This is a genomic window from Streptacidiphilus jeojiense (assembly GCF_000719095.1).
GTDB lineage: Bacteria > Actinomycetota > Actinomycetes > Streptomycetales > Streptomycetaceae > Streptacidiphilus > Streptacidiphilus jeojiensis.
This window is the reverse complement of record NZ_JOEH01000029.1, coordinates 22,999-47,652: the sequence shown is the minus strand read 5'-3', so window position 1 is coordinate 47,652 and position 24,654 is coordinate 22,999. Positions and strand designations below refer to the sequence as shown.

At 72.8% G+C, this 24,654-nt stretch carries 18 protein-coding genes; 11 read left to right on the top strand and 7 right to left on the bottom strand.

The genetic code is table 11. The annotated features are described in order from the left end of the window. The first annotated feature begins 37 nt into the window (after positions 1 to 37). Positions 38 to 421 (top strand): hypothetical protein, encoded by a 384-nt coding sequence (locus IF29_RS0132695; protein ID WP_030262645.1) that lies wholly within the window; start codon positions 38 to 40, stop codon positions 419 to 421. A gap of 88 nt (positions 422 to 509) precedes the next feature. After that, positions 510 to 2,576 (top strand): hypothetical protein, encoded by a 2,067-nt coding sequence (locus IF29_RS0132690; RefSeq protein ID WP_157624038.1) that lies wholly within the window; start codon positions 510 to 512, stop codon positions 2,574 to 2,576. Between the two features lie 25 nt (positions 2,577 to 2,601). On the opposite strand, the gene IF29_RS0132685 is transcribed toward IF29_RS0132690, so the two are convergent. Further along, on the bottom strand, positions 2,602 to 3,096 hold the full coding sequence (locus tag IF29_RS0132685) for a heme-degrading domain-containing protein (RefSeq protein ID WP_030262640.1): 495 nt from the start codon (positions 3,094 to 3,096) through the stop codon (positions 2,602 to 2,604). After that, positions 3,093 to 4,172, bottom strand: a complete 1,080-nt coding sequence (locus IF29_RS0132680) for a Gfo/Idh/MocA family oxidoreductase (protein ID WP_051726320.1) — start codon at positions 4,170 to 4,172, stop codon at positions 3,093 to 3,095. Before IF29_RS0132680 ends, IF29_RS0132685 begins: the two co-directional genes overlap by 4 nt. Before the next feature lie 56 nt (positions 4,173 to 4,228). On the opposite strand from IF29_RS0132680, the gene IF29_RS0132675 reads away from it, so the two are divergent. The 5 genes from IF29_RS0132675 to IF29_RS0132655 all read left to right on the top strand — a co-directional run bounded on the left by IF29_RS0132675 (position 4,229) and on the right by IF29_RS0132655 (position 9,775). After that, entirely contained in the window at positions 4,229 to 5,344 is a 1,116-nt protein-coding gene (locus tag IF29_RS0132675) for an ROK family transcriptional regulator (protein ID WP_051726319.1), read from the top strand. A gap of 98 nt (positions 5,345 to 5,442) precedes the next feature. Beyond that, positions 5,443 to 6,567, top strand: coding sequence for a Dyp-type peroxidase (locus IF29_RS0132670; RefSeq protein WP_084715338.1), 1,125 nt, complete (start codon positions 5,443 to 5,445; stop codon positions 6,565 to 6,567). Further along, a complete protein-coding gene (locus IF29_RS0132665) occupies positions 6,564 to 7,370 on the top strand; it encodes a family 1 encapsulin nanocompartment shell protein (protein WP_030262629.1) in 807 nt (268 codons plus the stop codon). The genes IF29_RS0132670 and IF29_RS0132665 overlap by 4 nt, the downstream gene beginning before the upstream one ends. Positions 7,371 to 7,562: 192 nt before the next feature. Beyond that, positions 7,563 to 8,771 (top strand): phosphodiester glycosidase family protein, encoded by a 1,209-nt coding sequence (locus tag IF29_RS0132660; protein WP_198037616.1) that lies wholly within the window; start codon positions 7,563 to 7,565, stop codon positions 8,769 to 8,771. Further along, a complete protein-coding gene (locus IF29_RS0132655; RefSeq protein ID WP_030262623.1) occupies positions 8,768 to 9,775 on the top strand; it encodes a phosphodiester glycosidase family protein in 1,008 nt (335 codons plus the stop codon). Before IF29_RS0132660 ends, IF29_RS0132655 begins: the two co-directional genes overlap by 4 nt. A gap of 7 nt (positions 9,776 to 9,782) precedes the next feature. Here IF29_RS0132655 and IF29_RS42570 read toward each other — a convergent pair whose 3' ends face one another. Beyond that, positions 9,783 to 12,113, bottom strand: coding sequence for a SpoIIE family protein phosphatase (locus IF29_RS42570; protein ID WP_063757666.1), 2,331 nt, complete (start codon positions 12,111 to 12,113; stop codon positions 9,783 to 9,785). A 206-nt stretch (positions 12,114 to 12,319) separates the two neighbouring features. On the opposite strand from IF29_RS42570, the gene IF29_RS0132645 reads away from it, so the two are divergent. The 4 genes from IF29_RS0132645 (at position 12,320) to IF29_RS0132630 (ending at position 18,144) form a co-directional block, all read left to right on the top strand. Further along, positions 12,320 to 13,438: a rod shape-determining protein gene (locus IF29_RS0132645; RefSeq protein ID WP_269665061.1), complete on the top strand. Its 1,119-nt coding sequence runs from the start codon at positions 12,320 to 12,322 to the stop codon at positions 13,436 to 13,438. Positions 13,439 to 13,492: 54 nt separating this feature from the next. Next, positions 13,493 to 15,628, top strand: coding sequence for a transglycosylase domain-containing protein (locus tag IF29_RS0132640; RefSeq protein ID WP_051726317.1), 2,136 nt, complete (start codon positions 13,493 to 13,495; stop codon positions 15,626 to 15,628). Positions 15,629 to 15,800: 172 nt separating this feature from the next. Further along, positions 15,801 to 17,414: a DUF2142 domain-containing protein gene (locus IF29_RS0132635; protein WP_030262612.1), complete on the top strand. Its 1,614-nt coding sequence runs from the start codon at positions 15,801 to 15,803 to the stop codon at positions 17,412 to 17,414. Positions 17,415 to 17,622: 208 nt separating this feature from the next. Then, the gene (locus tag IF29_RS0132630) at positions 17,623 to 18,144 is read left to right on the top strand and encodes a peptidoglycan recognition protein family protein (RefSeq protein ID WP_030262609.1); all 522 of its coding nucleotides are present in this window, start codon (positions 17,623 to 17,625) and stop codon (positions 18,142 to 18,144) included. A 19-nt stretch (positions 18,145 to 18,163) separates the two neighbouring features. Here IF29_RS0132630 and IF29_RS0132625 read toward each other — a convergent pair whose 3' ends face one another. The 4 genes from IF29_RS0132625 to IF29_RS0132610 form a co-directional block, all read right to left on the bottom strand. Continuing rightward, on the bottom strand, positions 18,164 to 20,209 hold the full coding sequence (locus IF29_RS0132625; protein WP_030262607.1) for a phosphocholine-specific phospholipase C: 2,046 nt from the start codon (positions 20,207 to 20,209) through the stop codon (positions 18,164 to 18,166). Positions 20,210 to 20,389: 180 nt separating this feature from the next. Next, on the bottom strand, positions 20,390 to 21,490 hold the full coding sequence (locus tag IF29_RS0132620; protein ID WP_198037613.1) for a Gfo/Idh/MocA family protein: 1,101 nt from the start codon (positions 21,488 to 21,490) through the stop codon (positions 20,390 to 20,392). A gap of 120 nt (positions 21,491 to 21,610) precedes the next feature. Further along, positions 21,611 to 22,021, bottom strand: coding sequence for a hypothetical protein (locus tag IF29_RS0132615; protein WP_030262601.1), 411 nt, complete (start codon positions 22,019 to 22,021; stop codon positions 21,611 to 21,613). 152 nt (positions 22,022 to 22,173) lie between these two features. Next, a complete protein-coding gene (locus tag IF29_RS0132610) occupies positions 22,174 to 24,528 on the bottom strand; it encodes a ricin-type beta-trefoil lectin domain protein (RefSeq protein WP_232242692.1) in 2,355 nt (784 codons plus the stop codon). Positions 24,529 to 24,654: the final 126 nt, after the last annotated feature.

Here is a 24,654-nt window from a genome sequence, read left to right as displayed (position 1 = left end):
ATTCGTATGCGTCTGCTCGTGGTGACGGGATTCCCTTGTGCATGTGAGCCTTCTGCGTGGAGTCGGTGTGGCGACTGCTGTCTACGGTGCCCTGGTCGCCCTGCGGCCGGACCTGTTGGCCAAGCCGTCGGGTCTGGTCGACAGCGACGGCAGCACCGCTGATGCCACTGCCGTCTCGCTGCGGCCGCTGGGGTGGCGCGACGCCGCCAGCGGGCTGGCGATGGCGACCGCGCCGGCCGGTGCGCCGCTGGCGACCGCGGCGTTGTTGCGCGTGGCGGCGGACTTCGGCGACGCCGTGCTGCTGGGAGCTACCCTGCCGGACCGCTCCACCCGACTCAAAGCCGTAGCCGTGTCGGTGGGTTGGGGCACCCTTTCGGTGATCGGCCTGCTGGCCCCCAGCGGTGTCGATCGGCATCAGTGACCATCGCACTATTCACTCGTTGAGCCCAGAGCCGCGCTGCCGGGGATCTCCCGATGCAGCGACTCGACGCCGACGAGGAGCGCCATCCATGGGCCGTGCTACCCGCAAACCACGCAGCAGCCGTGCCGCCGGGAGCCCCAAGGTCCATCGCCCCACGCCGCAGGCGCCCGCGGCCCGGGTTCCGGCGACCCCGGCCGGCACGCCACCTGTCGCTCAGTTGCCACCTGACCCCGCCTCCGCCGAAGCCGTTCTGGTGCTGCACTACACCCGGCTCGCGCGCCTGGCCTATACCGTGCTGCCGAGCAGCCTGGACCGCCACCGCAGGGTCCTGGCGGCGCACGCGCTGGTGCAGCGCGCGCTGCCGAACCGCCTGCCGGATCTGCTGAGGACCCGTCAGCCCGGTGTCCCGGCGCCCAGAAGATCCTCCGAAGGCACGTCCGCGCCCATCGATCCTGCCTATGCGCATCTGCGCGCGACAGTGCTTTCTGCCGCCCTGCGCGAAGCTCCTCAACGCCCTGGTCTGCTCCCGCAGGTGTGGGGCCTGCGGCTGTTCCCGGCCAGCAGCGGAACCGAGGGACTCGCCCTCGAGCGGGAGCTCGCCGGACTGAGCCCGGCCGAGCGGGCGGCCTATGCTCTGCTCACGCTGGAGGAGCTGTCCCCGGCGTCCGCGGGAGAACTGCTGCGGGTCGCGGGGGTCGAGGACCCCGACGGCGCGCTGCGACGGGCCGAGGCGCTGGGCGCGGCCCACTCCGCCCAGGCGCTGCTGGCACCCGACTTCGACCCGTGCACCGTGCACGCGCGCCCTACCGACCTGCTGCGCCGGCGCCGTCGACTGCGGGGGACCGCCGCTGCCGCGGTGCTGGCGGTCGCCGCCGTCGTGGCCGCCGCCCTCACCCTGCCGGGCGGCGGTGGGCCCACCGCCGCGCCGCTGCCCACGGTTCGACCCGGCTCCGAGGTGGCTCGCGCGGTGGCGGCCGTGGTTCGGGTGCCGGATGACACCTGGCGTCACACCGCCAGGATCGACTTCACGGCATGGCCCGCCCGTGGCGACCAGCTCCATGACCAGGCTCTGATCGCCCGTGCGCTGACGCTGTGGTCCTCGGCGGGACAACTGCAGGCCCGACGCGGACTGGTGCACGCGGAGCCCGGCACCACCAGCGCGCCGCCGGTGCAGTCACCGCGCCTGCTGTGGGCGGGCCGGGTGGACGGTGCCTCGGTCGTGCTGCTGGACGACGGCTCACAGCTGGCTCGCTACACCAGACCGGACCGGCCCACCGGCAGCGACGGCGAACAGCTCGACCTCTCCCGCAGCGACGAGTCGGACGTCACCACCGCAGGAGCCGTGCTGCTGCGCAGCACCGCCGCCGGGGACCGCTTCCTGATTGCGCCATGGGTCGACACCGTGCAACTGCGCGACCTGCGGGCCCCGAACACTCCGGCCAGGGATCTGGCCCCGGTGGACGGACTGACCCCGGAGGTCGCCGCCCCGCCCGCCCAGGGCTGCGCCAGTTGGCCCGTGCTGCAGTTGCGCTCCTCCTCGGTGATCGCGGAGCACCACGCCTTCCTGCTGACCGACCTGGGCGGGATCACCGCCGCCCACCTCACCTTCACTCCGCCCCCGCAGAGCGGCCCGGCCAACTACCCGCGCGAGGCCACCGGTTCGGCCGCGCTGGTGGACTGGGGCAGGCTCGGCTGCTCGCTGCCGGCGCTGCGCGGACAGGACGTCAAGTCCGTCAACGCATGGGAGTTCGCCGACCAGCAGCTGCCGGAGAACCAGGGCACCGCCGCCTGGACCTGCACCCGCGCCGACCGCTGGGACGGTACTGGCTCCGCTGCGACCCAGTTCCTGCCGCCGACCAACGACCCCGCCGCGACGGCGACCACCACCGGCACACAGACCCAGGGGCGCGCCTGCAGCCGCTATGAGCAGTACGTGGTCGCCGACACCTGGTGGCGGTCGGCCGCCGGGCGCAGCTACCTGCTGGCGGCCGGAAGCCGACACGTGGTCAGCATGGCCACCCAGGGCGGCCTGAGCACCCCGGCCACCGCGGTGCCGAGCCGCACCATGGCCCTGCCCGTCCCAGCCCGTCCCCAGGCGGCCGTGACCGTCACCGGTGCACTCGACACCGGTCAGACCGCTCGCTCACTGGGATGAGCGGTCCGTCAGGACTGAGATGTCGTCAGGACCCCTGGAGGAAGCGCTCCAGGGTTTCGACGACCATCAGGTGGTCGGCTATCTGCGGAAGCCCCGACACCGCCACGGTGCCCACCACGCCGACGTCGACGATGCGCAGTGGGAAGGCGCCGCCGTGCGCCGCGAAGCGGTCCGGGTCGAGCCGGGACTTCTCCTCGAAGCTGCTGCCCTTGTCGCGGAACCGCTGCCCCACCAGGTAGGAACTCTCGCCGAAGCGGCGCACCACGCGGATCTTGCGCTCGATCCAGGCGTCGTTGTCGGCGCTGCTGCCGGGCAGGGCGTAGTGGAAGAGCTGCTGCTCGCCGCGGCGGATGTCCACCGCGACCGGGTGTCCTGCCTCCCGGCACAGGTCGACCAGCAGGCAGCCCAGCCGCCAGGCGTCGTCGTTGTCGAAGCGGGTCAGCTGCAGCCGGGACTCCTGGGCCTCCAGCTCGGCTGTGGTGGGGCCCGCTGCCGGGGTCGATGCCGTCGGCGTCGTCACAGCGTCACCGTCCGGCGCTCGGTGGCCGAGAGGCGGGCCGCCTCCAGCACGGTGAGGGCCGCGACCGCGTCCCTGGGCTCCACCGGCACGGGTGCCTGTCCGCCCAGCGCCGCCGCGATCCCCGCGTAGTAGCTCTGGTAGGTCCCGGGCAGGGTGGGATAGGGCTCGGTGGTGTCGCCGGCGCCCAGTCGGCCGTACTCCTCGGGGGGAGTGACGCCCCAGTCGGCGTCGGCGGGGGTGCGGCCCTCGCGCAGCGCCGCCTCCTGGCCGTCCAGGCCGTCGACGACGTAGGCGCCCTCGCTGCCCAGAACGCGGAAGCGAGGGCCGAGGTCGGCGGCCACGGCGCTCATCCACAGGTGCGAGCGGGTGCCGCCGGAGTGCAGCAGTGCGACGAAGGCGTCGTCGTCGGCGTCGGAGCCCGGACGGCGGCTGTCCAGCTCGGCGTAGACCTCGACGGCCGGACCGAACAGGGTCAGCGCCTGGTCCACCAGGTGGCTGCCCAGGTCGTAGAGCAGTCCGCCGCCCTCGGCCGGATCGCCCAGCTCCCGCCAGCCGCCCTTGAGCTGGGGGCGCCAGCGCTCGAAGCGCGACTCGAACCGGCCCACCGTGCCCAGCCGGCCCGAGCCGACCAGCTCGGAGACGGTGCGGAAGTCGCCGTCCCAGCGGCGGTTCTGGAAGACGCTGAGCAGGAGTCCGCGCTGCTCGGCGAGTGCGGCCAGCGCCTCGCCCTCGGCCGCGGTGACCGCCAGCGGTTTGTCCACGACCACGCCGACACCGGCCTGCAGCGCCGCGGTGGCGGTCGGGACGTGGGTCCGGTTGGGGGAGGCGACCACGACCAGGTCCAGGCCGAGCGGCCAGAGCTCGTCGACGGTGGCGACGGTCGCGGCACCGGGGTGGTCCTTGCGGACCTGGGCCTGGCGCTCGGGGTTGCCGGTGACGACGGCGGTGAGCTCCATGCCGGGGGTGGTGCTGATCAGGGGTGCGTGGAAGACCGAGCCGGCCAGACCGTAGCCGACCAGTCCGACGCGCAGGACGGGGCCGGCGGGGACGGGGGAGAGCGAAGTGGAATCTGCCATGCCCCTAGTAAAGCAACAGTGTGGACTAAGTCGCAAGCCGCCTGCATAATGACGTCATGGCCAACCTCACCGCGCTGCGCGACCACAACACCGCCGCCGTCCTCGGGCGCATCCGCGCCGCGGACGAGATCAGCCGCGTCGAGCTGGCCCTGGCCACCGGGCTGACCGCCCAGGCCATCAGCAAGATCGTGCAACGGCTGGCCGCCGAGGGCCTGATCGCCCCGGCCGGCCGGGTCCCCTCCGCCGGGGGCAAGCCGCGCACCCTGCTGCGGCTGGTCCCGCAGGCCCGCTGGGTGGTCGGGGTCCAGCTGCACCGGCACGGCAGCACCCTGGTGCTGGTCGACCTCGCCGGCCGGATCGTCGATGCCACCGCGACCCGTTTCGACCCCTCGGGGGCCACTCCCCAGCAGACCCTGGACCTGATCGCGGCGCAGGTCGAGGCGGTGATCGCGGAGCTCCCCCGGGAGCGCGTCCTGGGCGTCGGCGTCGCCTGCCCCGGGCCGCTGGACCAGCGAACCGGGGTGCTGCACCAGGTCACCGGGCTGCCCGGCTGGAACGGGATACCGCTGCGCGCCGAGCTGGCCGCCAGGCTGGGGCTGCCGGTGTTCCTGGACAAGGACACCACCGCCGGCGTGCTCAGCCGCCCCGGAGCCCCCGACCGGGCCTTCGTCTATCTGGGTGACGGCCTCGGCGCCGGGCTGGTCCTCGGCGGCCGGGTGCAGCGCGGCGCCCGTACCAACGCGGGGGAGTTCGGCCACCAGGTGATCGACCCGCGCGGACCGCGCTGCGCCTGCGGGAACCACGGCTGCCTGGAGGCGCTGTGCCGGGCCGCGCTGGCGGACGGCGACCGCGGCCGGGCCGCCGACCTGCTCGGCGAGGGGATCGCCAACCTGGTCCGCCTGCTGGACCTGGCCCAGGTCGTCCTCGCCGGCGACGCGGTCCTGGCCGACCCGGACCTGTTCCGCGACCGGATCGGCGCCGTCGTCCGCGAGCGGCTCCCGGACCCCGGCTGGCAGCAGGTCGGCGTCACCGTCACCGATGCCGGCGAGCAGGTGGTCGCCCTGGGCGCGGCCGGGCTGGTGCTGGGAACGCTGTTCGGCGAGAGCGACGCGGACGGCCCCGACGCCGCCGGGCTGGCGGTGCAGGCGCCGGCCGCGCAGTACCCGGAGTAGTTCCGGAGCAGTACTGCACCGAACCAGGACCCCACGCAGTACCGCCGGGGCGCCGGGATCGGTTGCCGGGTACCTCCGGGCGCGGCAGGGTGGGTGCCATGACTTCCGCGCTCCCACCTGCCACGACAGTCGGCTCAGAGAACAAGGAACGTGCAGAGCCCCAACCGGTGGTGAGCCCGCTGACGGTAGCGGCGATCATCCTCGTGCTGACCATCGACCCCGGCGGCGAGCAGGAGGTGCGCGACCTGCTGGGGGACCTGTCCGGGCTGCAGCGCTCGGTCGGCTTCCGGATCCCCGAGGGCGGCCTGGCCTGCGTGGCCGGGATCGGCTCGGACGCCTGGGACCGCCTGTTCGACGGCCCCCGCCCCGCCGAACTGCATCCGTTCCGCGACTTCGAGGGATCCCGGCACCGCACCGTGTCGACCCCTGGAGACCTGGTGCTGCACATCCGAGCGCCCCGACTGGACGCCTGCTTCGAACTGGCCGGCCAGGTGGTGAGCCGGCTGTCCGGCGCCGCCACCGTCGTCGACGAGACCCAGGGCTTCCGCTACTTCGACCTGCGCGACCTGCTGGGCTTCGTCGACGGCACCGAGAACCCCAGCGGCCGCGACGCGGTCCGGGCAGTTCTGGTGGACCAGGAGGACCCGGACTTCTCCGGCGGCAGCTACCTGCTGGTGCAGAAGTACCTGCACGACATGACCGCCTGGAACGCCCTGTCCACCGAGGAGCAGGAGCGGGTGATCGGGCGCACCAAGGCCGACAACATCGAACTGGACGACGCCGTCAAGCCGACCAACTCCCATGTCGCACTGAACACCGTCACCGACCCGGACGGCACCGAGCGTCAGATCCTGCGCGAGAACATGCCGTTCGGATCGTTGGGCCGCGGCGAGTACGGCACCTACTTCATCAGCTACGCCAGGACCCCCGCGGTGACCGAGAAGATGCTGGAGAACATGTTCGTGGGCAGCCCGCCGGGCAACTACGACCGGATCCTGGACTTCTCCACCGCCGTCACCGGAACGCTGTTCTTCGCGCCGTCCGCCGACTTCCTGGACGACCTCCCCGACCCGCCCGGCGCCCGATCGGGGTCGACTGCGGCCGACCCCGCCGCGCCCGTCCCGGCGCCGGCCCCCGAGCCGCCCGCGTCCGAGCTGTCGGCACCCCCGTCACCTGCCGAGTCCCTGGGCATCGGCAGCCTTCGAAGGAGCACCCCGCAGTGAACAACCTCCACCGCTCACTCGCACCCGTCTCCGACGCCGCCTGGGCCGAGATCGAGGACGAGGCCCGACGCACCTTCAAACGCCATGTCGCCGGCCGCCGCGTGGTCGACCTCAACGGCCCGGCCGGCACCGAGCTCGCCGCGGTCGGCACCGGCCGGCAGACCGCCGTCGCCGCGCCCGCCGAGGGCGTCAGCGCCGCGCTGCGCGACGTCCAGCGCCTGGTGGAGCTGCGGATCCCGTTCACCGTGGACCGCACCGCCGTCGACAGCGTGGAACGCGGCGCCGCCGACGCCGACTGGCAGCCCGTCAAGGACGCCGCCCGCCAGGCCGCCTTCGCCGAGGACCGCGTCGTCTTCGAGGGCTACCCGGAGGCCGGCATGACCGGCATGCGGCCCGGATCCTCCAACCCCGGGCTGCCGCTGCCGTCGGACGTGCGCGACTATCCCGACGCGGTCAGCCGCGCCCTGAGCGCCCTGCGGCTGGCCGGGGTCGACGGCCCCTACTCGCTGCTGCTCAGCGCGGACGCCTACACCGCCGTCAGCGAGACCGCAGACCACGGCTTCCCGATCCTCACCCACCTGTCCCGGCTGCTGGTGGACGGCGAGATCGTCTGGGCGCCCGCGATCCAGGGCGCGTTCCTGCTCTCCACACGCGGCGGGGACTACGAGCTGCACCTGGGCCAGGACCTCTCCATCGGCTACCGGTCGCACAGCGAGACCGGGGTCGAGCTCTACCTCCAGGAGACGCTGACCTTCCAACTGCACACCAGCGAGGCCGTGGTGTCGCTGACCGCGGCGGGCTGAACCGGGTTCCGGCGCCGGACCGCCTCCGGCGCCGGCCGGTCCCTCGAACCGCCCACTCCGACGAGCGGCTTCGCTGATGCGCCGTTAGCTTGGACCGGGGGGAGCAGCGAACCGGGGGGAACGCCCCGGCCGCACCGCGCCCGGGACCGCCGCCGGACCATGCCCGGCCCCCACCGCAGGGAGCAGAACCGCGTGCAGCCGTCGCCGATTCCCCAGACCGGTCAGGACGTCGCCGACGAACCGGACGCCCCCGCGCCGCCCCGCCGACGACGGTGGATCCGCAGACTCCTCGCGCACCGCAGCGTCCAGGCGGTGCTGGCGCTGACGGCGGTGTTCCTCGGCTGGCTCGGCTGGTCGCTGGGCAGCGCGATGGCGGCCCCCGGCGACGACAGCATGGCCGCCCGAGTCGCCGAATGGGGGCGCGACCACAAGCTGGGACCGCTGGTCACCTTCCTGGAGAGCGCCCAGTACAAGGCGCATCCGCCCAAGGTCGGCGGCACCCCCACCGGCGCGCTGCAGCCCGCCGGCGCCGCGGCCGCGCAGGCGGGCTCCGGCACCTCGGAGCTGAAGGCCGTCGTGCCACCGCGGTTGGTCTCGCCCGCGGGCACCCCGCTGGCCGGGGAGGGCACCTGGGAGGTCCTGGGTAGCGTGCGCGGGACCCCCGCGCTGATGGGCGCCTACGTCCGCCCCGACGACGAGCACACCTCCTACGTCGCCGCGGCGGTCTCCATGGACCAGCGGCTGCTCAGGTTCGCCCTGCACCCCGGCGAGGTCGACCCGGGCCCGGACAACTGGGGCGTGCCGACCTCGGTCCCGGCCGGCCAGCGCACCGGCCTGATGGCCACCTTCAACGGAGGGTTCAAGGTCGGCGAGGCACGCGGCGGCTTCTACCTCAACGGCATCACCCACGGCACCCTGGCCGACGACGGCGCCTCGCTGGTCTACTACAAGGACGGCCATGTGGACATCGGCTCCTGGGGCACCGAGGAGCGGATGACCCCCCAGGTCGCCGGCGTGCGGCAGAACCTGAACCTGATCGTGGACCACGGCCGCGTCCCCGCCGGGGTGGACCAGAACGTGGAGAGCGGCTGGGGCCTGACCATCGCCGGCAAGTACTTCGTCTGGCGCTCGGGCGTCGGGATCACCCACGACGGCCGGGTGGTCTACGTCTACGGTCCGGCGCTGTCCGTGCGCACCCTGGCGGACCTGCTGCAGCGGGCCGGCTGCGTGCGGGCCATGCAGCTGGACATCAACCCTGCCTGGATGTCCTACATGTACTACAAGCCCACGCCGGATCCGAAGAACCCGACCCCGGTCAAGCTGCTCGACTCCCAGGAGCGCCCCGCCAACCGCTACTACGAGTCGACCAGCCGCGACTTCACCGCCGTGTACGCCAAATGAGCCCGCGCCGCCGCGCGGCGGCGTCCTGGCCCGCGGCCGGCGCGGCGGCCCTGGCGGCAGTCCTGTCGCTGACCAGCTGCGGCCGTGGCGCCGACCCGGCACCGCCCTCCGCATCGGCTGCGGCAGCGGTGCGCCACGCGATGGTCAGTCCGCCGCCGGCGCCGCTTCCGGTCGTGCCGCTGCACCCCGCGATCCGTCCGCTGGTCGCCCCGGCCGAACCCGGCGAGGGCCGGTTCAGCGCGCTGGTGCAGGTCAAGGGCCGGCCGGTGGTCCAGAGCACGACCGTGCGCCCGGACGCCCAGGACACCCAGTTCCCGGTCGGCGTGGTCTGGATGAAGCAGGACGCGCTGCGCTTCGACCTGCACCCCGGCTCGCAGGAGCCCGGCGGCTCCTGGCGGATCCCGCCGACCGTCCCCGACCAGCAGCGCACCGGCCTGGTCGCCACCTGGAACGGCGGGTTCAAGGTCTCCAACGGCGACGCGCACGGAGGCTTCTACCTCGACGGGACGACCGTGGGCCGGCTGCGCACCGGGGCCGCCTCCGAGGTCTTCCACCGCGACGGTTCGCTCACCGTGGGGGTGTGGAACCGCACCGTCTCCATGCGCCCCGACGTGGTCGGCGTCCGCCAGTGCCTGGTACCGCTGGTGGCCGACGGGCAGGTCACCGACGAGGTGTACCGGGGCGGGACCGAGACCTGGGGGCTCACCGACGGCGGGAACGCGATGGTGGCCCGCTCCGGGATCGGCGTGGACCGCAACGGCGACCTGGTCTACGTCGGCGGACGGCTGCTCTCGGTGCAGTCACTGGCCACCCTGCTGCAGCGGGCCGGAGCGGTCACCGCGATGATGCTGGACATCAACCTCAGCTGGCCCTCCTTCATGTCCTACGACGCCTCCCGCCGGCCGCACGACCCGGTGCCGCACAACCTGGTCAACTTCGTCCGCGGCCCGTACCGCTACTACGACGTCTCCAGCCGCGATTTCGTGGCCGTCCACGCCCGCTGACGGCACCTCACAGAGCCGGGGCGGCCCCGGCCGCCGGGCCAGGCACCTCGTCCAGCTCGAACCAGATGCACTTGCCCTCGCCGCGCGGCTCCATGCCCCAGCGGTCGGACAGCAGCTCCAGCAGGATCAGGCCGCGCCCCGAGGAGGCCATCTCGCCCGGCGAGCGCCGGTGCGCCAGCTCGTCGCTGCCGTCGGCCACCTCCAGCCGCAGCCGGCGCGAGCCCACCTGCCCGGTCATCGTCGCCACCAGGGCGGCCGTCTGGTCGGTGTGCACCAGCACATTGGTCAGCAGCTCGGTCGCCAGCAGCACCGTGGCGTCGGCCTGGTCCGGCACGGCCCAGTCGTGCATGATCGCGCGCAGCTCCTCGCGGGCCCCGGCGATCCGGTCGGCCTGGTCCTGAGCCACCGTCAGCACCAGGCGCCGGCCCGTCACGGCCTGGCTCTGGCCGACCACGTCGCGGCGCAGCAGCAGCAGGGCGATGTCGTCCTCGCGCCGGTCCGCCAGATGCCCGGCCCCGGTGTGCGAGGCGGGACCGTGCACCGCGTCGATCAGGCGGTCCGCCATGCCCTCCAGGTCGCCGGTGGGCCCCGGCGACAGGGCGTCCCGCACCCGGATCCAGCCGGTGTACATGTCGTGGCCGCCGGTCTCGATCAGCCCGTCGGTGCACAGCATCATCACCTCGCCAGGCTGCAGCTCCAGCGTGGTGACCGGGTAGTCCTCGCCCTCGGGAGCCAGCCCCAGCGGCAGCCCGCCGTCCACGTGCCTGATCATGCAGGTGCCGTCGGGCATCCGCAGCACCGGATGAGGATGGCCGGCCCGGGCGATGGACAGGGTGCCGCTCGCCGGATCGGCCTCGATGTAGATGCAGGTGGCGAAGCGGTCGTCGTCCAGCGCCGCCAGGAAGTGGGAGGTGCGGGCGAGCACCGCGTCCGGGCGGTGCCCCTCGGTGGCGTAGGCGTGCACGGCGGTGCGCAGCTGCGCCATCAGCCCGGCCGCGTGCACGTCGTGGCCCTGCACGTCGCCGATGACCAGGGCCAGCCGGCCGTCGGGCAGGTTGATGATGTCGTACCAGTCGCCGCCGACCATCAGCCCGCCGCCGGTGGGCACGTAGCGGGTGGCCACGCTGATGCCCTCGGCGGCCGGCGATCCGGTGCCCATGCTGCGCCGCAGCCCGCGCGACAGCGCCCGTTCGGCCTCGTTGGTGTGGGCCCGCTCCAGGGCGTGGGCCAGCATCCGGGCGACCGTGGACAGCACCGCCCGCTCGTCGGGGGTGAACCGCACCGGAGTGCGGAAGGAGGCCATCCACGCCCCGGTGGTGCGCCCGGTGGCGACCAGCGGCAGGAACGCCCAGGCCTGTCGGCCGAAGCCCTGGACCAGCGGCCAGGCCGCGGGGAAGCGGGCCCGGTAGTCCTCGGGGGAGGACATGTAGATCGCGCGCCCGGTGCGCACCACCACGGCGGCCGGGTAGTCGGTCTCCACCGGCATGGTGAACGCCGAGTCGTCGTTCAGCTCGTAGCCGTGCTGGCCCACCATGGACAGGGTGCCGCCGTCCACGCCGAAGACCGCCAGGCCGTCCGGCGAGAAGCCGGGCATCGACAGTGAGGCCACCACCCGCAGCACCTCGGCGGTGGTGCCGGCCTCGGCCAGCGCCCGTCCGGCGTCCAGCAGGAAGGCCTCGCGGGAGCGGCGGAGGTTGGTCGGGCCCGGCCCCGGGTCCAGGCCGCGGGCGGTGCCGTGGGAGGCGTGCGGGTCGGCGCCGAGCGGGTGGGGGAGCCGTTCGGTGCGCAACGAGGACGGTGCGCGGTTCAGCGTGTCGATCTGCCGCAGCTCCGCGTCCAGGCCCCCCGCCGACGCGGTGCCGGGATCCGCGCCGTCCGCCGGGTCCGGGTCCAGGTCCGGGTGTGGGTCCCGGTTGACCCGGGGCACGGTCGCCGACAGGTCGCCCTCGCAGATGTCGGCCAGATGCCCCGCCACCGCGGTTCCCTGCACCGGCCACGGCTGGCCGGGCGCGGCGGGCACCACCTGCAGGTGCAGCACCCGGCGCACCTTGCCGGTGGCGGTGAGCACCCGGACCCGCACGTCGAAGGGGCGCTGCTCGGCGATGGCCAGCTCGGCGGTGGAGCGCAGCCGCACGTAGTCCTCGGCGTGCAGCAGCGAGCGCAGCTGCGGCACGCCCAGCCGCTCCGTCGCGGCGTCCACACCGAGCAGGTCGGCCGCGATCGGGTCGACCTCCAGCAGGGCCTGCGGCCGGTTCCAGCGCCACACCCCGATCCCGGCGCTGCCCAGCACGGCGTCGCCACGCAGCGGCGGGGTCGCGCTGCCCAGCTCGTCAGCCATCGGGCCGTCCCTTCCGGGTCCGGGCGGACAGGACCGGTTGAACCACGTCACAACACCAGAGGCAGAACACCAAAGGAGGGCAAGTACGGACAAAGCATATTACGCAGCGATCAACCAGAGGCTCAGCCCCCCTGCGTGGCCGACTCGGAGCGCCCCGCGTTCCCCCGTCCGGACCGGCCGCGTGGCGGTCCCGCGGCCGCGGGGGTGTGATCGTTCCAGGTCCCGCGGACCCGGCACCGACGGCCTGCGGCGCGGGGCGACCAACCAGGGAGGAACGCTTGTCCACGCTTCGATCCTGTACTGCCATTGACCTGGGTGCCTCGTCCCTGCGCGTCCGCAGAGGCGCCGGCGCCCCGGTGGCGTCGATGCCGGCCAGGGTCGTGCTCGAGGGCCAGGACAGCATCTTCGCCATGGGCGAGGACGCCGTCGCCATGGAGGGCCGCACCTGGGGCGCCCTCAAGCTGTGCCGTCCCACCAGCGGGGGAACCGTCGCCGACCAGCGGGTCACCCAGATCATGGTGCGCACCCTGATGCGCGAGTCCGGACGGGCCAGGCTCACCTACGGCGGGCGGGTCGGGGTGTGCGTCTCCCCGGCCGTCACCGACCTGGGCGCCGCCGCGCTGCGCCAGCTCTGCCGGGAGGTCGGCTTCTCCGACGTCCGGCTGGTGCCGCAGGCGCTGGCGGCGGCGGTCGGCGCCGGCATCGCGGTGAACACCCCGTACGCCAGCGTCCTGGTCGACCTGGGGGCCGAGCACACCAGCGCGGCGCTGGTGGTCTACGGACGGGTGATCGCCTCCCGCTCCACGCGCACCGGCGGCGACGCGCTGGACGCGCTGCTGCTGCGGCACCTGCGCGAGGAGCACCAGGTGGTGATCGGGGCGGCCGCGGCGCAGACCGTGAAGACCACCCTGCGCGGAGCCCGCGACACCGTCTCGGTCCGGGGCCAGGACGCGGTGACCGCGCGCCCGCGCGGACTGATGCTGCCGGTGGGCGAGCTCCACGAGGTGCTGCTGCCCCGTGCCGTGGCGGCCGTCTGCGACCAGGTCACCGCGGTCCTGGCGGGCTGCCCGGTGGAGATGGCCGCCGACGTCTACGAGCGCGGCATCGTGCTCACCGGCGGCGGCGCCCGGCTGCACGGCCTGGTGGAGGCGGTGCGCAAGGAGTCCGACCTGCCGGTCCACGTCGTGGACGACTGCGAGCTGATCGCGGTCAAGGGGACCCAGATGCTGATGGACGCGGGCTGGGCCGGGGTGGACCGCTCCGCGCTGCGGGCCGCGGCGCTGGCAGCCGGGGAACTGGAACCGGAGCCGGCCGCCGCCCCCTGACAGCCCGAGCAGCCCGAGGTGCAGAGATGACGGTGCAGACATGACGGTGCAGATATGACCCGGCCTCATCAGCGTTCCCGCTCCCGGCTGGGCAAGGCGGGCCTGTGCATCCGCCTGCTCGGCGCCAGCGTCCTGGCCGGGGCCCTGGTCGCGGTGCTGGCCCTGCCGCTGGTCGGCGCCGTCGGGTACGGAGCCAAGTCGGCGGCCGGCTCGTTCGACCAGCTCCCGGACAGCCTGACCGCGCCGGTGCTCGCCCAGGCCTCCACCCTGTACGACGCCGGCGGCGGGGTGATCGCCCGGGTGTACGCACGCGACCGCACCGTGGTCCCGCTGGCCCGAATAGCACGGGTGATGCGGCACGCCATCGTCGACATCGAGGACAACCGCTTCTACCAGCACGGCGCCGTCGACCTCAAGGGCACCCTGCGCGCGCTGGCGACCAACGCCGGATCGGGCGGCGTCGCCCAGGGCGGCTCGACGCTGACCCAGCAGTACGTCAAGAACGTCTTCGTCGAGGAGGCGGGGGACGACCAGGCCAAGGTGCTCACGGCGCAGCGGCAGACCCTGGGCCGCAAGATCCAGGAGATGAAGTACGCGATCGGCCTCGAGGAGCGGATGTCCAAGGACCAGATCCTCGAGGACTACCTGAACATCACCTTCTTCGGTGAGCAGGCCTACGGCATCGAGGCCGCGGCTGAGCGCTACTTCAGCGTCCAGGCCGCCGACCTCACCCTGCCGCAGGCGGCGCTGCTGGCCGGCCTGGTGCAGTCGCCCAGCCGCTACGACCCGCTGCGCGACCCGGACACCGCCAAGGAGCGCCGGGACACCGTGCTCGACACCATGGTCGAGAACCACAGCATCACCGCCGCCCAGGCCGCCGCGGCCAAGGCCGCCCCGCTGGGACTGGACGCCAGCCCGCCGCGCCAGGGCTGCATCACCGCCGGCACCGGCGAGGCCTTCTTCTGCGACTACGTCAAGCACGTCTTCCTGGCGAACAAGGCCTTCGGGGCCACCGCGGAGGCCAGGCAGGCGCTGTGGGACACCGGCGGCCTGCAGATCCACACCACGCTGGACCCGACCGCCCAGGCCTCCGCCCAGTCCGCGGTCACCAGCCACGTCTACGCCACCGACCAGGCCGCCGCGGCGATCACCCTGGTCCAGCCGGGCACCGGGAAGATCATCGCGATGGCGCAGAGCCGCCCCTACGGCCCCGGCGACCACGAGACCGAGCTCAACCTCAACGTCGACCGGCTGATGGGCGGCGGCAGCGGCTTCCAGACCGGTTCGACGTTCAAACCGGTCACCGCCGCCGCAGCCCTGGAGAACGGCATCGGCATGGACCAGGTCTACCCGGCGCCCTACCAGGACGACTACCCCGCCATGCAGACCTGCGACGGCAGCACCCTGCCGCAGGTGCCGGGGGACCAGAACGACAGCCCCGACCTGGTCGGCCCCTTCGACATGCCCACCGCGATGGCGCAGTCGGTCAACACCTACTTCGTCCCGCTGGAGGCCGACGCCGGGCTGTGCAACGTGGTCCGGATGGCCCGCAGGCTCGGCCTGGGATCGCAGGCCCTGCCCGACGCCTCGGGCCGGCTGAAGCCGGTGGACCAGGTCCAGTCGCTGACGCTGGGCACCAACAACTTCACCCCGCTGCAGATGGCCGACGTCTACGCGACCTTCGCCGCGCACGGCAACTACTGCGCCCCGGTCGCGCTGACCTCGGTCACCACGCCCGCCGGCGCGAGCCTGCCGGTGCCCGGGGCCTCCTGCACCTCGGCGATGTCCTCCGACACCGCGGACGCGATCACCACCATGCTGCACGGCGTGGTCCAGGACGGCACCGGCGCACCGGCCGGACTGTCCGACCGCGACGACGCCGGCAAGACCGGCACCACCGACGGGCACCGCCAGGTCTGGTTCACCGGCTTCACCGCGCAACTCGCCGGGGCTGCCGTGGTCAGCGACACCAAGGCTCCGCTGGAGAGCCTGAACAACCGCTCCTACGGCGGGGTGTACGTCACCGACGCGTTCGGCGGCACACTGGCCGGCCCGATCTGGAAGCAGGCGATCAGCGGAGCCCTCTCCGGCCAGCCCGACATCGGCCTGGCCTCGGTGCCGCTGCCGACCCCGCCCGACCCCTCAGCCACCGACACGACCCCACCGGATCCGACCGCGACCACCCCCTAGCGTGGGTGTCCGAAGAGTGAACACGTGTGGACCGGAACCGTTGGTTCCCTGGGTCTTCCCAGGTCGCCGGTGTATGGTCTGCCCGACTCGGCCGAAGGCTTGTCTGATCTCCGTATCGGTCCTGTCGTGTCACACGTACACATGTCAGCGCGGAATCGGATTGTCGAGGACCATGGCTGTCGCTGCTGTCGGGTCGAACCCCTCTGCCGTAGCCGAGCCCGGAGGGGCCAAGGAGCGGTGGACCCCGCTCCGGGTCTTCTGGTGGGCCTTCGTCGGCTTCCTGGTCCTCGGCATCGGCTGGGGCCTCGCGGTGCCCTACGACGGCTTCGCCGACGAGGCGCGCCACGTCGCCCGGGCCTACAGCGCCGCAGGGGGGCAGCTGGTCTTCCATGGCGACCTGGTGACCGTGGACACCCAGGCCACCGGCGGCCCGGCCGCCGGCACCCCGCTGATCAAGGTCCCCCGCAGCCTCGCCCCCAACGCCCCGTCCGGCTCGGCCTGCTTCCAGCAGGACCCGGGCCTGGCCGCCAGCTGCTCGCCGCCGGCCGGCCGCACCCAGGACGAGCACACCATCGTCGAGATACCGTCCGGAGCCGGGTACTACAACCCGATCTACTATGTGATCGTCGGCCAGCCGCTGCGGCTGTGGCCGAACTCCACCGGCATCTACCTCGCCAGGCTGCTGTCCGACGCCATGGTCAGCGCCCTGTTCGCGGCCGCCTTCGCGATCACGGCCATGGCCCGGCGCGGACGGCGGATGCTGGCCGGGCTCCTGGTCGCGCTCACCCCCGTGGCGATCAACCTGGCACCGGCCATCAACCCGGCCGGTCTGGAGATCGGCGGCGCCGCCGTGCTGTGGACCGCCCTGGTCCTGCTGGTCGACGGTCGGCAGCGGTCGGCGAACCTGGTGCGGCTGGCCTCGCTGGGAGCGGCGATCGTGGCCACCGTGCGCTTCGGCGGCATCCTCTGGCTGGCCCTGATCGTCGGCGTCGCCGCGCTCGGCATGGACCGGGACCGGCTGCGCCGGTTGACCCGGCTGCGGCTGGTCCGCCGCTGGGGCACCTTCGTGGCGGTCGCCGTGGCGGCTGGCGCGCTCTGGACGCTGTGGCAGGACCCGGCCGGCGACGCGGTCTCCACCAGCGGCGACCGCTCACTGGCCTACAAGGTCTTCGCGGCCCTCAGCGTGGACACCTGGGACCGGGGCGAGTACCTGGTCAAGGGCATGGTCGGGCTGGTCGGATTCGGGGAGACCTCACCGCCGGCGATCGTCTTCCCGGTCTGGTTCTGCGCCTTCGGAGCCCTGCTGTTCACCGCCGTGGTGCTGACCCGCAGGCTCGACCGGATCCGGCTGGGCATCCTGGTGATCGGCACCTTCGGGGTGCTCATCGCCAGCGACGTCGGCCCGATCAGCCAGGGCTGGTACCTCTCCCAGGGCCGCTACGGGCTGCCGGCCATCCTGGGCGTGCCCATTCTGGGCGCGTACCTGCTGGTCGAGCGGGGCGTCTTCAGCGAGGCGCACCTGCGGACGCTGACCCGCGCCTACGTCCTGCTGCTGCTGCCGCTGCAACTGCTGACCTTCTACACCGCGATGCTGCGCTACCAGCAGGGCCTCAAGGGCGGGAACCCGTTGCCGGTCCAGCCGTGGAACCCCTTCGTCGGCAGCTGGCTGCCGGCCTCCGGACCCGAGTTGCCGCTGGCGGCGGCCGTGATCGGGCTGGCGGTGCTGGGGTGGCTGGTGTGGCGGATGACCCCGCCCCAGCCGGAACCGGCTCTGGCGAACATGTAACGCTCGTGAGCGAGCGGTGAGAAGGAATCGTACGCGAGGGATTGAATTGTATGACGTGTACGTGCCACCCTTGAGGCGCCCGGACGGCGCTGGTCGCAACCCGCCGCCCGGGCACGTGGACCCCACGCCGCCCGGCAGAAGCGGCAGTGGGGTCCACGTGCGCGCAGCCGGTGGCGTCGGCGCGGTCCCGGTGGGGGAGTAGTGCTTCATGGAGAACCTGGTGACCCGCGCCGAGTGGGGCGCGCTGCCGCCCTCGCAGCAGTGGCGCGCCCTGCCGAGGGCCCTGGGCGTGAAGATCCACTACGAGGGCCGTGAGGTCCCCGCCGACCTGGCCCGCCCCGACCAGCACCACCGCTGCGCCGCCCGGGTCCGGGAGATCCAGGCGATGCACCTGGCCGATCCCGTGCAGGGTTGGATCGACATCGCCTACAACGCCCTGGTCTGCCCGCACGGGCGGGTCTTCGAGGGGCGCGGCGCCCGGCGCGAGAGCGGGGCCAACGGCGACCGCCGGCTGAACCGGGCCCACTACGCGGTCTGCGCCATGCTCGGCGACTCCGGTCTGACCGAGCCGGGCCCGGCACTGCTGCACGGGCTGTGCGACGCCGTCGACTGGCTGCGCGAGCGCGGCGCCGCCGGGCCCCAGGTGGTCGGGCACCGGGACGGCCGCGACACCGACTGCCCCGGTGAGCCCCTCTACCGCTGGATCCTGGCCGGGGCGCCGCGCCCCTGACGTCCCGTCCGTCGACGGGCTACCCGCTGACGCTGGCCGCGCCGGTCTCGATGTGGCCGGTGAAGCGGCGGCTCCAGCCGGGGTCGCTGCTGACGGTGACGGTGAAGTCGTACCAGCCGTTGCTGTAGGCCACCGCGTTGAAGTAGTCCGAGACGCTGCCGCCGGCCGGGACCTGGTAGGTCCAGGGGCCGTCGGTGCGGTAGCCGGTGGCGGTGATGGTGAAGGTGACCTGGGCGGTGGAGCTGTTGGACAGGGCGAACCAGACGGCCTGCTTGCCGGTGTCCGGGGCGGGCGCGAAGGAGGGGACGGCCTCGGCCTTGCTGCCTGCGGCGGCGGTGTCGCCGGCGAAGTGGCGCAGGAAGCGGTTGGGGCCGACCAGGGTGAGGTCGTACTTGCCGTTGCCGTAGCCGGTGCCGACGTTGAAGAAGTCGGAGGCGGTGCCGCCCGGGTCCACGGTGTACTGCCAGGGACCGCCGGTGCGGTAGGCGTTGGCGTGGACGGAGAAGTGCGCGGCGGAGGTGGCCGGGGCGCCCTGGTTGGCCATCTTGATCCAGACCAGGGTCTGGCCGCCGGAGTCGTACTCGATGTGGTCCACGTAGCCGTTGGGCTGGTAGGGCAGGGCGCGCGCGGGGCGGGTGCCGGCCTCCTGGGTGGGCATCGCATTGTTGCCGGGGCTGGGGTTGATCAGGATGTTGCAGTACGACTGGCCGATGGTGGCGCTGGTGGACGGCAGGGCGGGCAGGCCGGAGACCGGGTTGGCGAAGTCGAAGGCGCCGGTGAGGTCGCCGCAGACCTTGCGCCGCCAGGCGCTGATGCTCTGGCAGATCGCGGGGGTGCCCAGGGCGGTGGTCCAGGTCTCCAGGAAGCGGATCACCGAGGTGTGGTCGGAGACCTGGGAGTCGACCCAGCCGCCGCGGGTCCACGGGGAGACGATGACCATCGGGACCCGGAAGCCCAGCCCGATCGGCGTGCCGCTGTAGCTCTCGTCGGCGGTCCCGGACGGCGCGACCGGCGGCGGGACGTGGTCGAAGAAGCCGTCGTTCTCGTCGTAGTTGAGGAACAGCACGGTGGAGTCCAGCACGTCGCTGTCGGCCGCCAGGGCCTGCAGCACCAGGTTGATGAAGTGCGCGCCGTCGTTCGGGGGCGCGTCCGGGTGCTCGGAGAAGGCCTGGTTGGCCACCACCCAGGAGACCTGGGGCAGGGTTCCGGCCAGCGCGTCGGCCTTGATCGCGGCGGCGATGTCGTCCGGGGTGGAGCCGGTGGACGGGACCGAGGCCATGCCGCGCTGGTAGAGCGTGCTGCCGCTGGCGGCGTTGGCGAACTGCTTGAAGTACGCCAGTCCGTTGTCGCCGAAGTTGTCGCTGGCGTTCTGGTAGACCTTCCAGCTGACCCCGGCGTTCTGCAGCGTCTCGGCGTAGGTCTGCCAGCTGAGCCCGGACTCCGAGCCGCCGTCGTAGGCCGGACCGCCCGCGGTGCCGCCCGGGTCGATCATCCCGCCCCACAGGTAGGTGCGGTTGGGGCCGGTCGCACTGAGGATCGAGCAGTGGTAGGCGTCGCAGATGGTGTACGCGTCGGCCAGGGCGTAGTGGAAGGGGATGTCCGTGCGGTTCAGGAAGCCCATGGTGCGGCTGGAGCCCTTGGCGGAGATCCAGTTGTCCATCTTCCCGCCGTTCCAGGCGCTGTGCTGGGTGGACCAGCCGTGGTCCAGCGAGCCGTCGCACTGCGCCAGGGTCTCCGGGGCGGCGCCGAAGTACCAGGTGTTGGTGGCGCTGAGCTGCCACGGGTACTGGCGGCCGCTGCCGTTGGGCTGGTTGAAGACCGAGTAGCCGCCCGACAGCGGCACCGTGCTGCGGTCCGCGAAGCCGCGCACCCCCTTGAGGGTGCCGAAGTAGTGGTCGAAGCTGCGGTTCTCCTGCATCAGCACGACCACGTGCTTGACGTCCTTGATGGTGCCGGTGGCGGCGGCCGCGGCGCTGGACGCGGAGCCGGCCACCGCCTCCAGGCCGAGGGCCGCGCCGAGGGCGGCGGCGGAGCCGAGGAAGGTACGGCGGGTGACGGGGGCCACGGGGTCCTCCGGATCGGTGGGCAGGACACGACGGGCTGAACTCTGGGCCGGACAGATGGACTGACGCCCCGACAAAGGTGGCAGGGACATGAAAGATTGCCCACAACTGGACTGGACCCGTGATCAAAACGTGACCATGTTCAAGCTGCTGTGCGGCCCCGCGCCCGCCGCAGCGGCGGCCTAGACGGTCCAGGCCTCCGCGCTGGTGGTCACGGCGTCCCCGGTCCGCAGCGACTCCAGCACGGCCAGACTGATGGCGTGGTCCTGGCAGCCCTCGGCAAGCGGATAGGGGGCCGGACCCTCGCCCCGGCTCCAGGCCGTGGTGTCCAGCAGCAGGTCGACCACGGCCAGGTCGTCCTCGGACAGCCGCGCCCCGAAGACCCGGTTGCGCCACAGCACCTGCCCGTCGACGCTGATGTGGTCCAGGTCCACGCCCTCCAGGTTCAGGTCGGTCCCGGTGCGCCGGCGCACCAGCGGAGACTCCACCACGGTGCGCTCGTCCACCAGCCGGGTCATCCGGTCGTCGACGATCTCGCCCAACGAGCCGCGGACGGTGATCCGGCGTGCCCGCAGCGGGTTCCACCACTGGTTGTCGGTGAAGTCGTACAGCCCCATCGAGCCGCCGAAGTCCAGGGTGGCCAGCGTGGTCGCCGCGGGCTTGGGGGCGGCGTCGCCGCTCCAGCCGTCCCGGCTCAGCGGGTCGGCCAGCGGCGCCGTGAAGGACTGCGCGCGCACCGTGGCCGGGGCCAGGCCGACGCCGAGCAGCCGGCGGATGATCGACACCGCGTGGTAGAGGTGGGTCGAGGAGACCTGCACCGAGCCCACCTGGCCGATGGCGCCGCGGGCGACCAGCTCGCCGCGGACCGCATGGGCCGGCATCCACATGTACTGCTCCGCCACCTGCACCGCGCCCGAGTCCCCGACCGCGGCCCAGAGCCGCCGCAGCCCGTCGAGGTCCGCCGCCGGCGGAGTCTCGGTCAGCACCTTGGCCCCGCGCTCGACCAGTTCGACGGTGACCTCCGCCGCCACGTCCCAGGGCACGCAGGGGACCACGAAGTCCGGAGCGGTCGCCGCCAGCAGCTCCTTGACGGTGCGGAAGGTGGGCACGCCCCACTCGGCCTCGATCTCGGCGCCGCGCTCCGCGGCGCGGGTGACCACCCCGCAGACCCGCAGCCGCTCGGGCGCCTGCCGGGCGAGCCGCAGGAAGAACTCGGAGCGCCAGCCGCTCCCGGCCAGGGCGAAGACGGACGGTATTGCGGCAACTGACTGCGTGTCGGTCACGGGTGCGCCTCTCCGGATGTACGGGCACCCTGCCGTGGGTGGGGGCAGGGCATCGTGATCATCCTGCCGAAGCGGGGCCGGTCTGACCAGACCGGCCCCGTGCCCGGGGCGCTGCCCGGGTCAGCGGCGGACCTCGATGAAGCCCTTCTCGTGATGGGTCCCGCAGCGGTCGGTGGGCGCGTCCTGGTGCATGGTCACCTCGGCCAGCACCGGCGCGCCGGTTCCGTTGGTGTAGTAGCGGCCCGCGCCGCCGTTGCCCCACTGCTCGCCCCAGCCGATCCGGGTGCGGCCGGCGCCGCTGCCGGTGTAGACGGTGAACACCGTCGGGCCGTAGCCGTCGTCGATACCGATCCAGATGTAGCCGCCCGGTGGCACGGTCACCGGCGGGGCGCAGGCCAGCTCCCCCGAGTAGGGGATCTCGCAGGTCCAGTTCTCGTGGACCAGGACGCTCTCGGCGTGGGCGGGCGGGGCCAGTGCGAGGCCTGCGGTGACCAGCAGGCCGACGGCGATCCATCTCGATGATGCACTCATGCTGCTGTCATCCCACCGGCGGCCCGCCTGCCCGGCGTCGGCCCGCGGAGTCCACCCGTACGGGCGAACGCCGATGCGGTGGCGAGACGTGCGAGGACCCCTGCGGCGGCGGCCGCAGGGGCCCTCACGATCAGGTGGCGATCAGTGGGCGATCACTGCGAGGTCTCCACCCACTGCTGGTTGGAGCCGCCGTTGCAGGTCCAGATCTCCAGTTGGGTGCCGTTGGCGGTGTTGGCCGCGGTGTCGTCCAGGCACTTGCCCGTCGCCGGGTTGACCAGGGCGTTGCCCTGCTGCTGCCACTGCTGGTTGGAGCCGCCGTTGCAGGTCCACAGCTCCACCAGGGTCCCGTCGGTGGTGCCGGCGCCGGTGATGTCCATGCAGGAGCCGTTGATGCGGATGGTGCCGTCGGTGCCGACCGTCCAGTTCTGGGCGGCGGTCCCGTTGCAGTCCCACATCTCCACCTTGGTGCCGTTGGCGCTGGAGTTGCTGTTGTCGTCGACGCACTTGGCGGAGTTGTCGACGGCCACGATCGGACGGGCGGCCGGCGTGGTGCCGATCGCGGTGACCGTCAGGTTGTCGAACTGGTCGCCCTGGTAGCCGCTGGTGCCCAGACCGACCATGCCGGCGACGAAGGTGCCGTCGGTGGCGCTGCCCACCGTGGTGCCGTCGATGGCCGCGCTGATGCTGCTGCCGTTGAGGGTCAGCGCCAGATGGTGCCAGGTGCCGAGCCCCGGTGCGGTCACCGTGCCGGAGGCCAGCGTGGTGAGCGTGCCGGCGGTGGTGTTGCGCACGATCGACCAGGCGCCGGTGTTGCTGAGCTGCAGGTAGTACTCGTTGATCCCGGCCGGCCCGAAGCTGTGCTGGGTGCCGACCCGTCCCAGCAGCTGCACCGATCCGGCCGTTTTGATCAGGGTGTCGGCGGCGACGGTGTAGTTGGTCCAGCCCAGGCTGCCGCCGATGGTGTAGGGGTTGGAGTCGCCGTCCCACTCGATCGGCTTGACCAGCGCCTGCTGGGTCACGCAGCTGCCGGTGCGGCCGGTGCAGGGCTCCACCTCGAAGGCGCCCTGCATCTGCGACAGGTAGCGCGGCTGCTGGTCGGTGGTGTCGCTGTCGAAGGTGTCGGAGTACGGCAGCGCCAGCGCGCCCTGTGCCGGGCTCGCCGCGGTGCCCTTGCCCTGCCCGGTGGTGGTGGTCAGGGTGTAGATGTAGCCGGGCTGCACGGTCAGCGAGTAGGAGCCGCCCGAGGGGGTGATGTCGCTCTGCTGCACCATGCCGCCGGAAGCGGCCGAGGCGTTCAGGTTGGTGGCCCAGACGTGGACGGTGCCGGTGGAAAGGCCCCCGGTGACATTGACGTTGACGGTCTGCGCGGCGGTGGCGGTGGTGGTCTCGATGACCGTGGAGTAGTTGCCGCCGCTGGTCGACTTCAGCGACACGTAGCTGCCGTTGGACTCGCTGCCGCCGAGGTAGCCCGAGCCGGTGTTCAGGAACTGCCAGCCGGGTGCGGTGAACTGGGTGACCTGGGCGGTGGCCCACAGGCTCTTGCCGACGATGTAGGCGCCGGAGGACGGCTGCGAGGCCTGGACCAGCCCGTCCGTGTCATAGGGCAGGTTCGGGTAGACCGCGGCGACCACCGGCCAGTTGATGTAGGCGGTCAGGCCGCCGTCCAGATAGCCGCGGGTGATCGACCGGATCAGCGCTGCGGCACCCGAGTTGAGGTCCTGCGAACCGTTCTCGCTGGCCCACAGCGGCTTGCCGGTGCCGGTCGCGGTGGAGTTGCCGGTGCAGGTGTTGGCGGACCCGCCGTCACCGCCCGCGCAGGGGTAGTGCACCCCGATGATGGAGACGGCGGCGGCGAAGGCGGAGTTGGAGGCGACGTCGGTGGCCACGCTCCAGTCGCTGTCGGCGCCGACGATCTGGATCGCCGAGTACCCGTCGGCGTTCAGGGTGGAGCGCAGCTGCTCGTACCAGGCGATGTTGTAGCCGCGTTCGTTCCAGCCGCCGAGGTAGTCGATGGTCAGGCCGTGCGACTTGGCGCAACCCAGCCAGTTCACCAGGTAGTTGATGGTGTCGGTGGACCAGAAGCTGCCGCCGCCGATCCAGCCCGGCGCGCCCCAGGCGAGACCGTAGAGCTTGATGGACGGATTGAGCGCCTTGGCCTGCTCCATCAGCCACCACTCGTAGCCGGTGCCGCAGTCGACGGCCGAGGCGGTGTGCATGTGGCTGGACTCGGAGCCGTCGGTGGAGTTGGTGTCGCCGCCGATCTCCACCTTGAGGATCTGCAGGTCGGCGCCGTAGCCCGGCTTGAACAGGTAGTTCAGGATCTGCTGCTGCTGGGCCGCGGGGTAGTCGGTGAGCAGCCGGGTGTTGCCCCCGCCGCCGCTGATCGCCCCGATCCCGTCGAAGGTCTTCCCCGCGCTGGTCCCGCTGACCGATATGGTGGTCGAGGTGGCGGCGTTCGCCTTTGGTGCAGTCGGCCCAAAACCCATCGCGATCAACAGCAGCGTCACCACCCCGAGTACGGTCGGAAGCCCTGGTCCCCAACGCCGCGCCTTGGTCACTGCGATCACCTCTCTGCAGGTGGGAGGCGACCAACACGGCCCCGAGGGCAGGACGGCACAGGCCCGGGGGGAGCC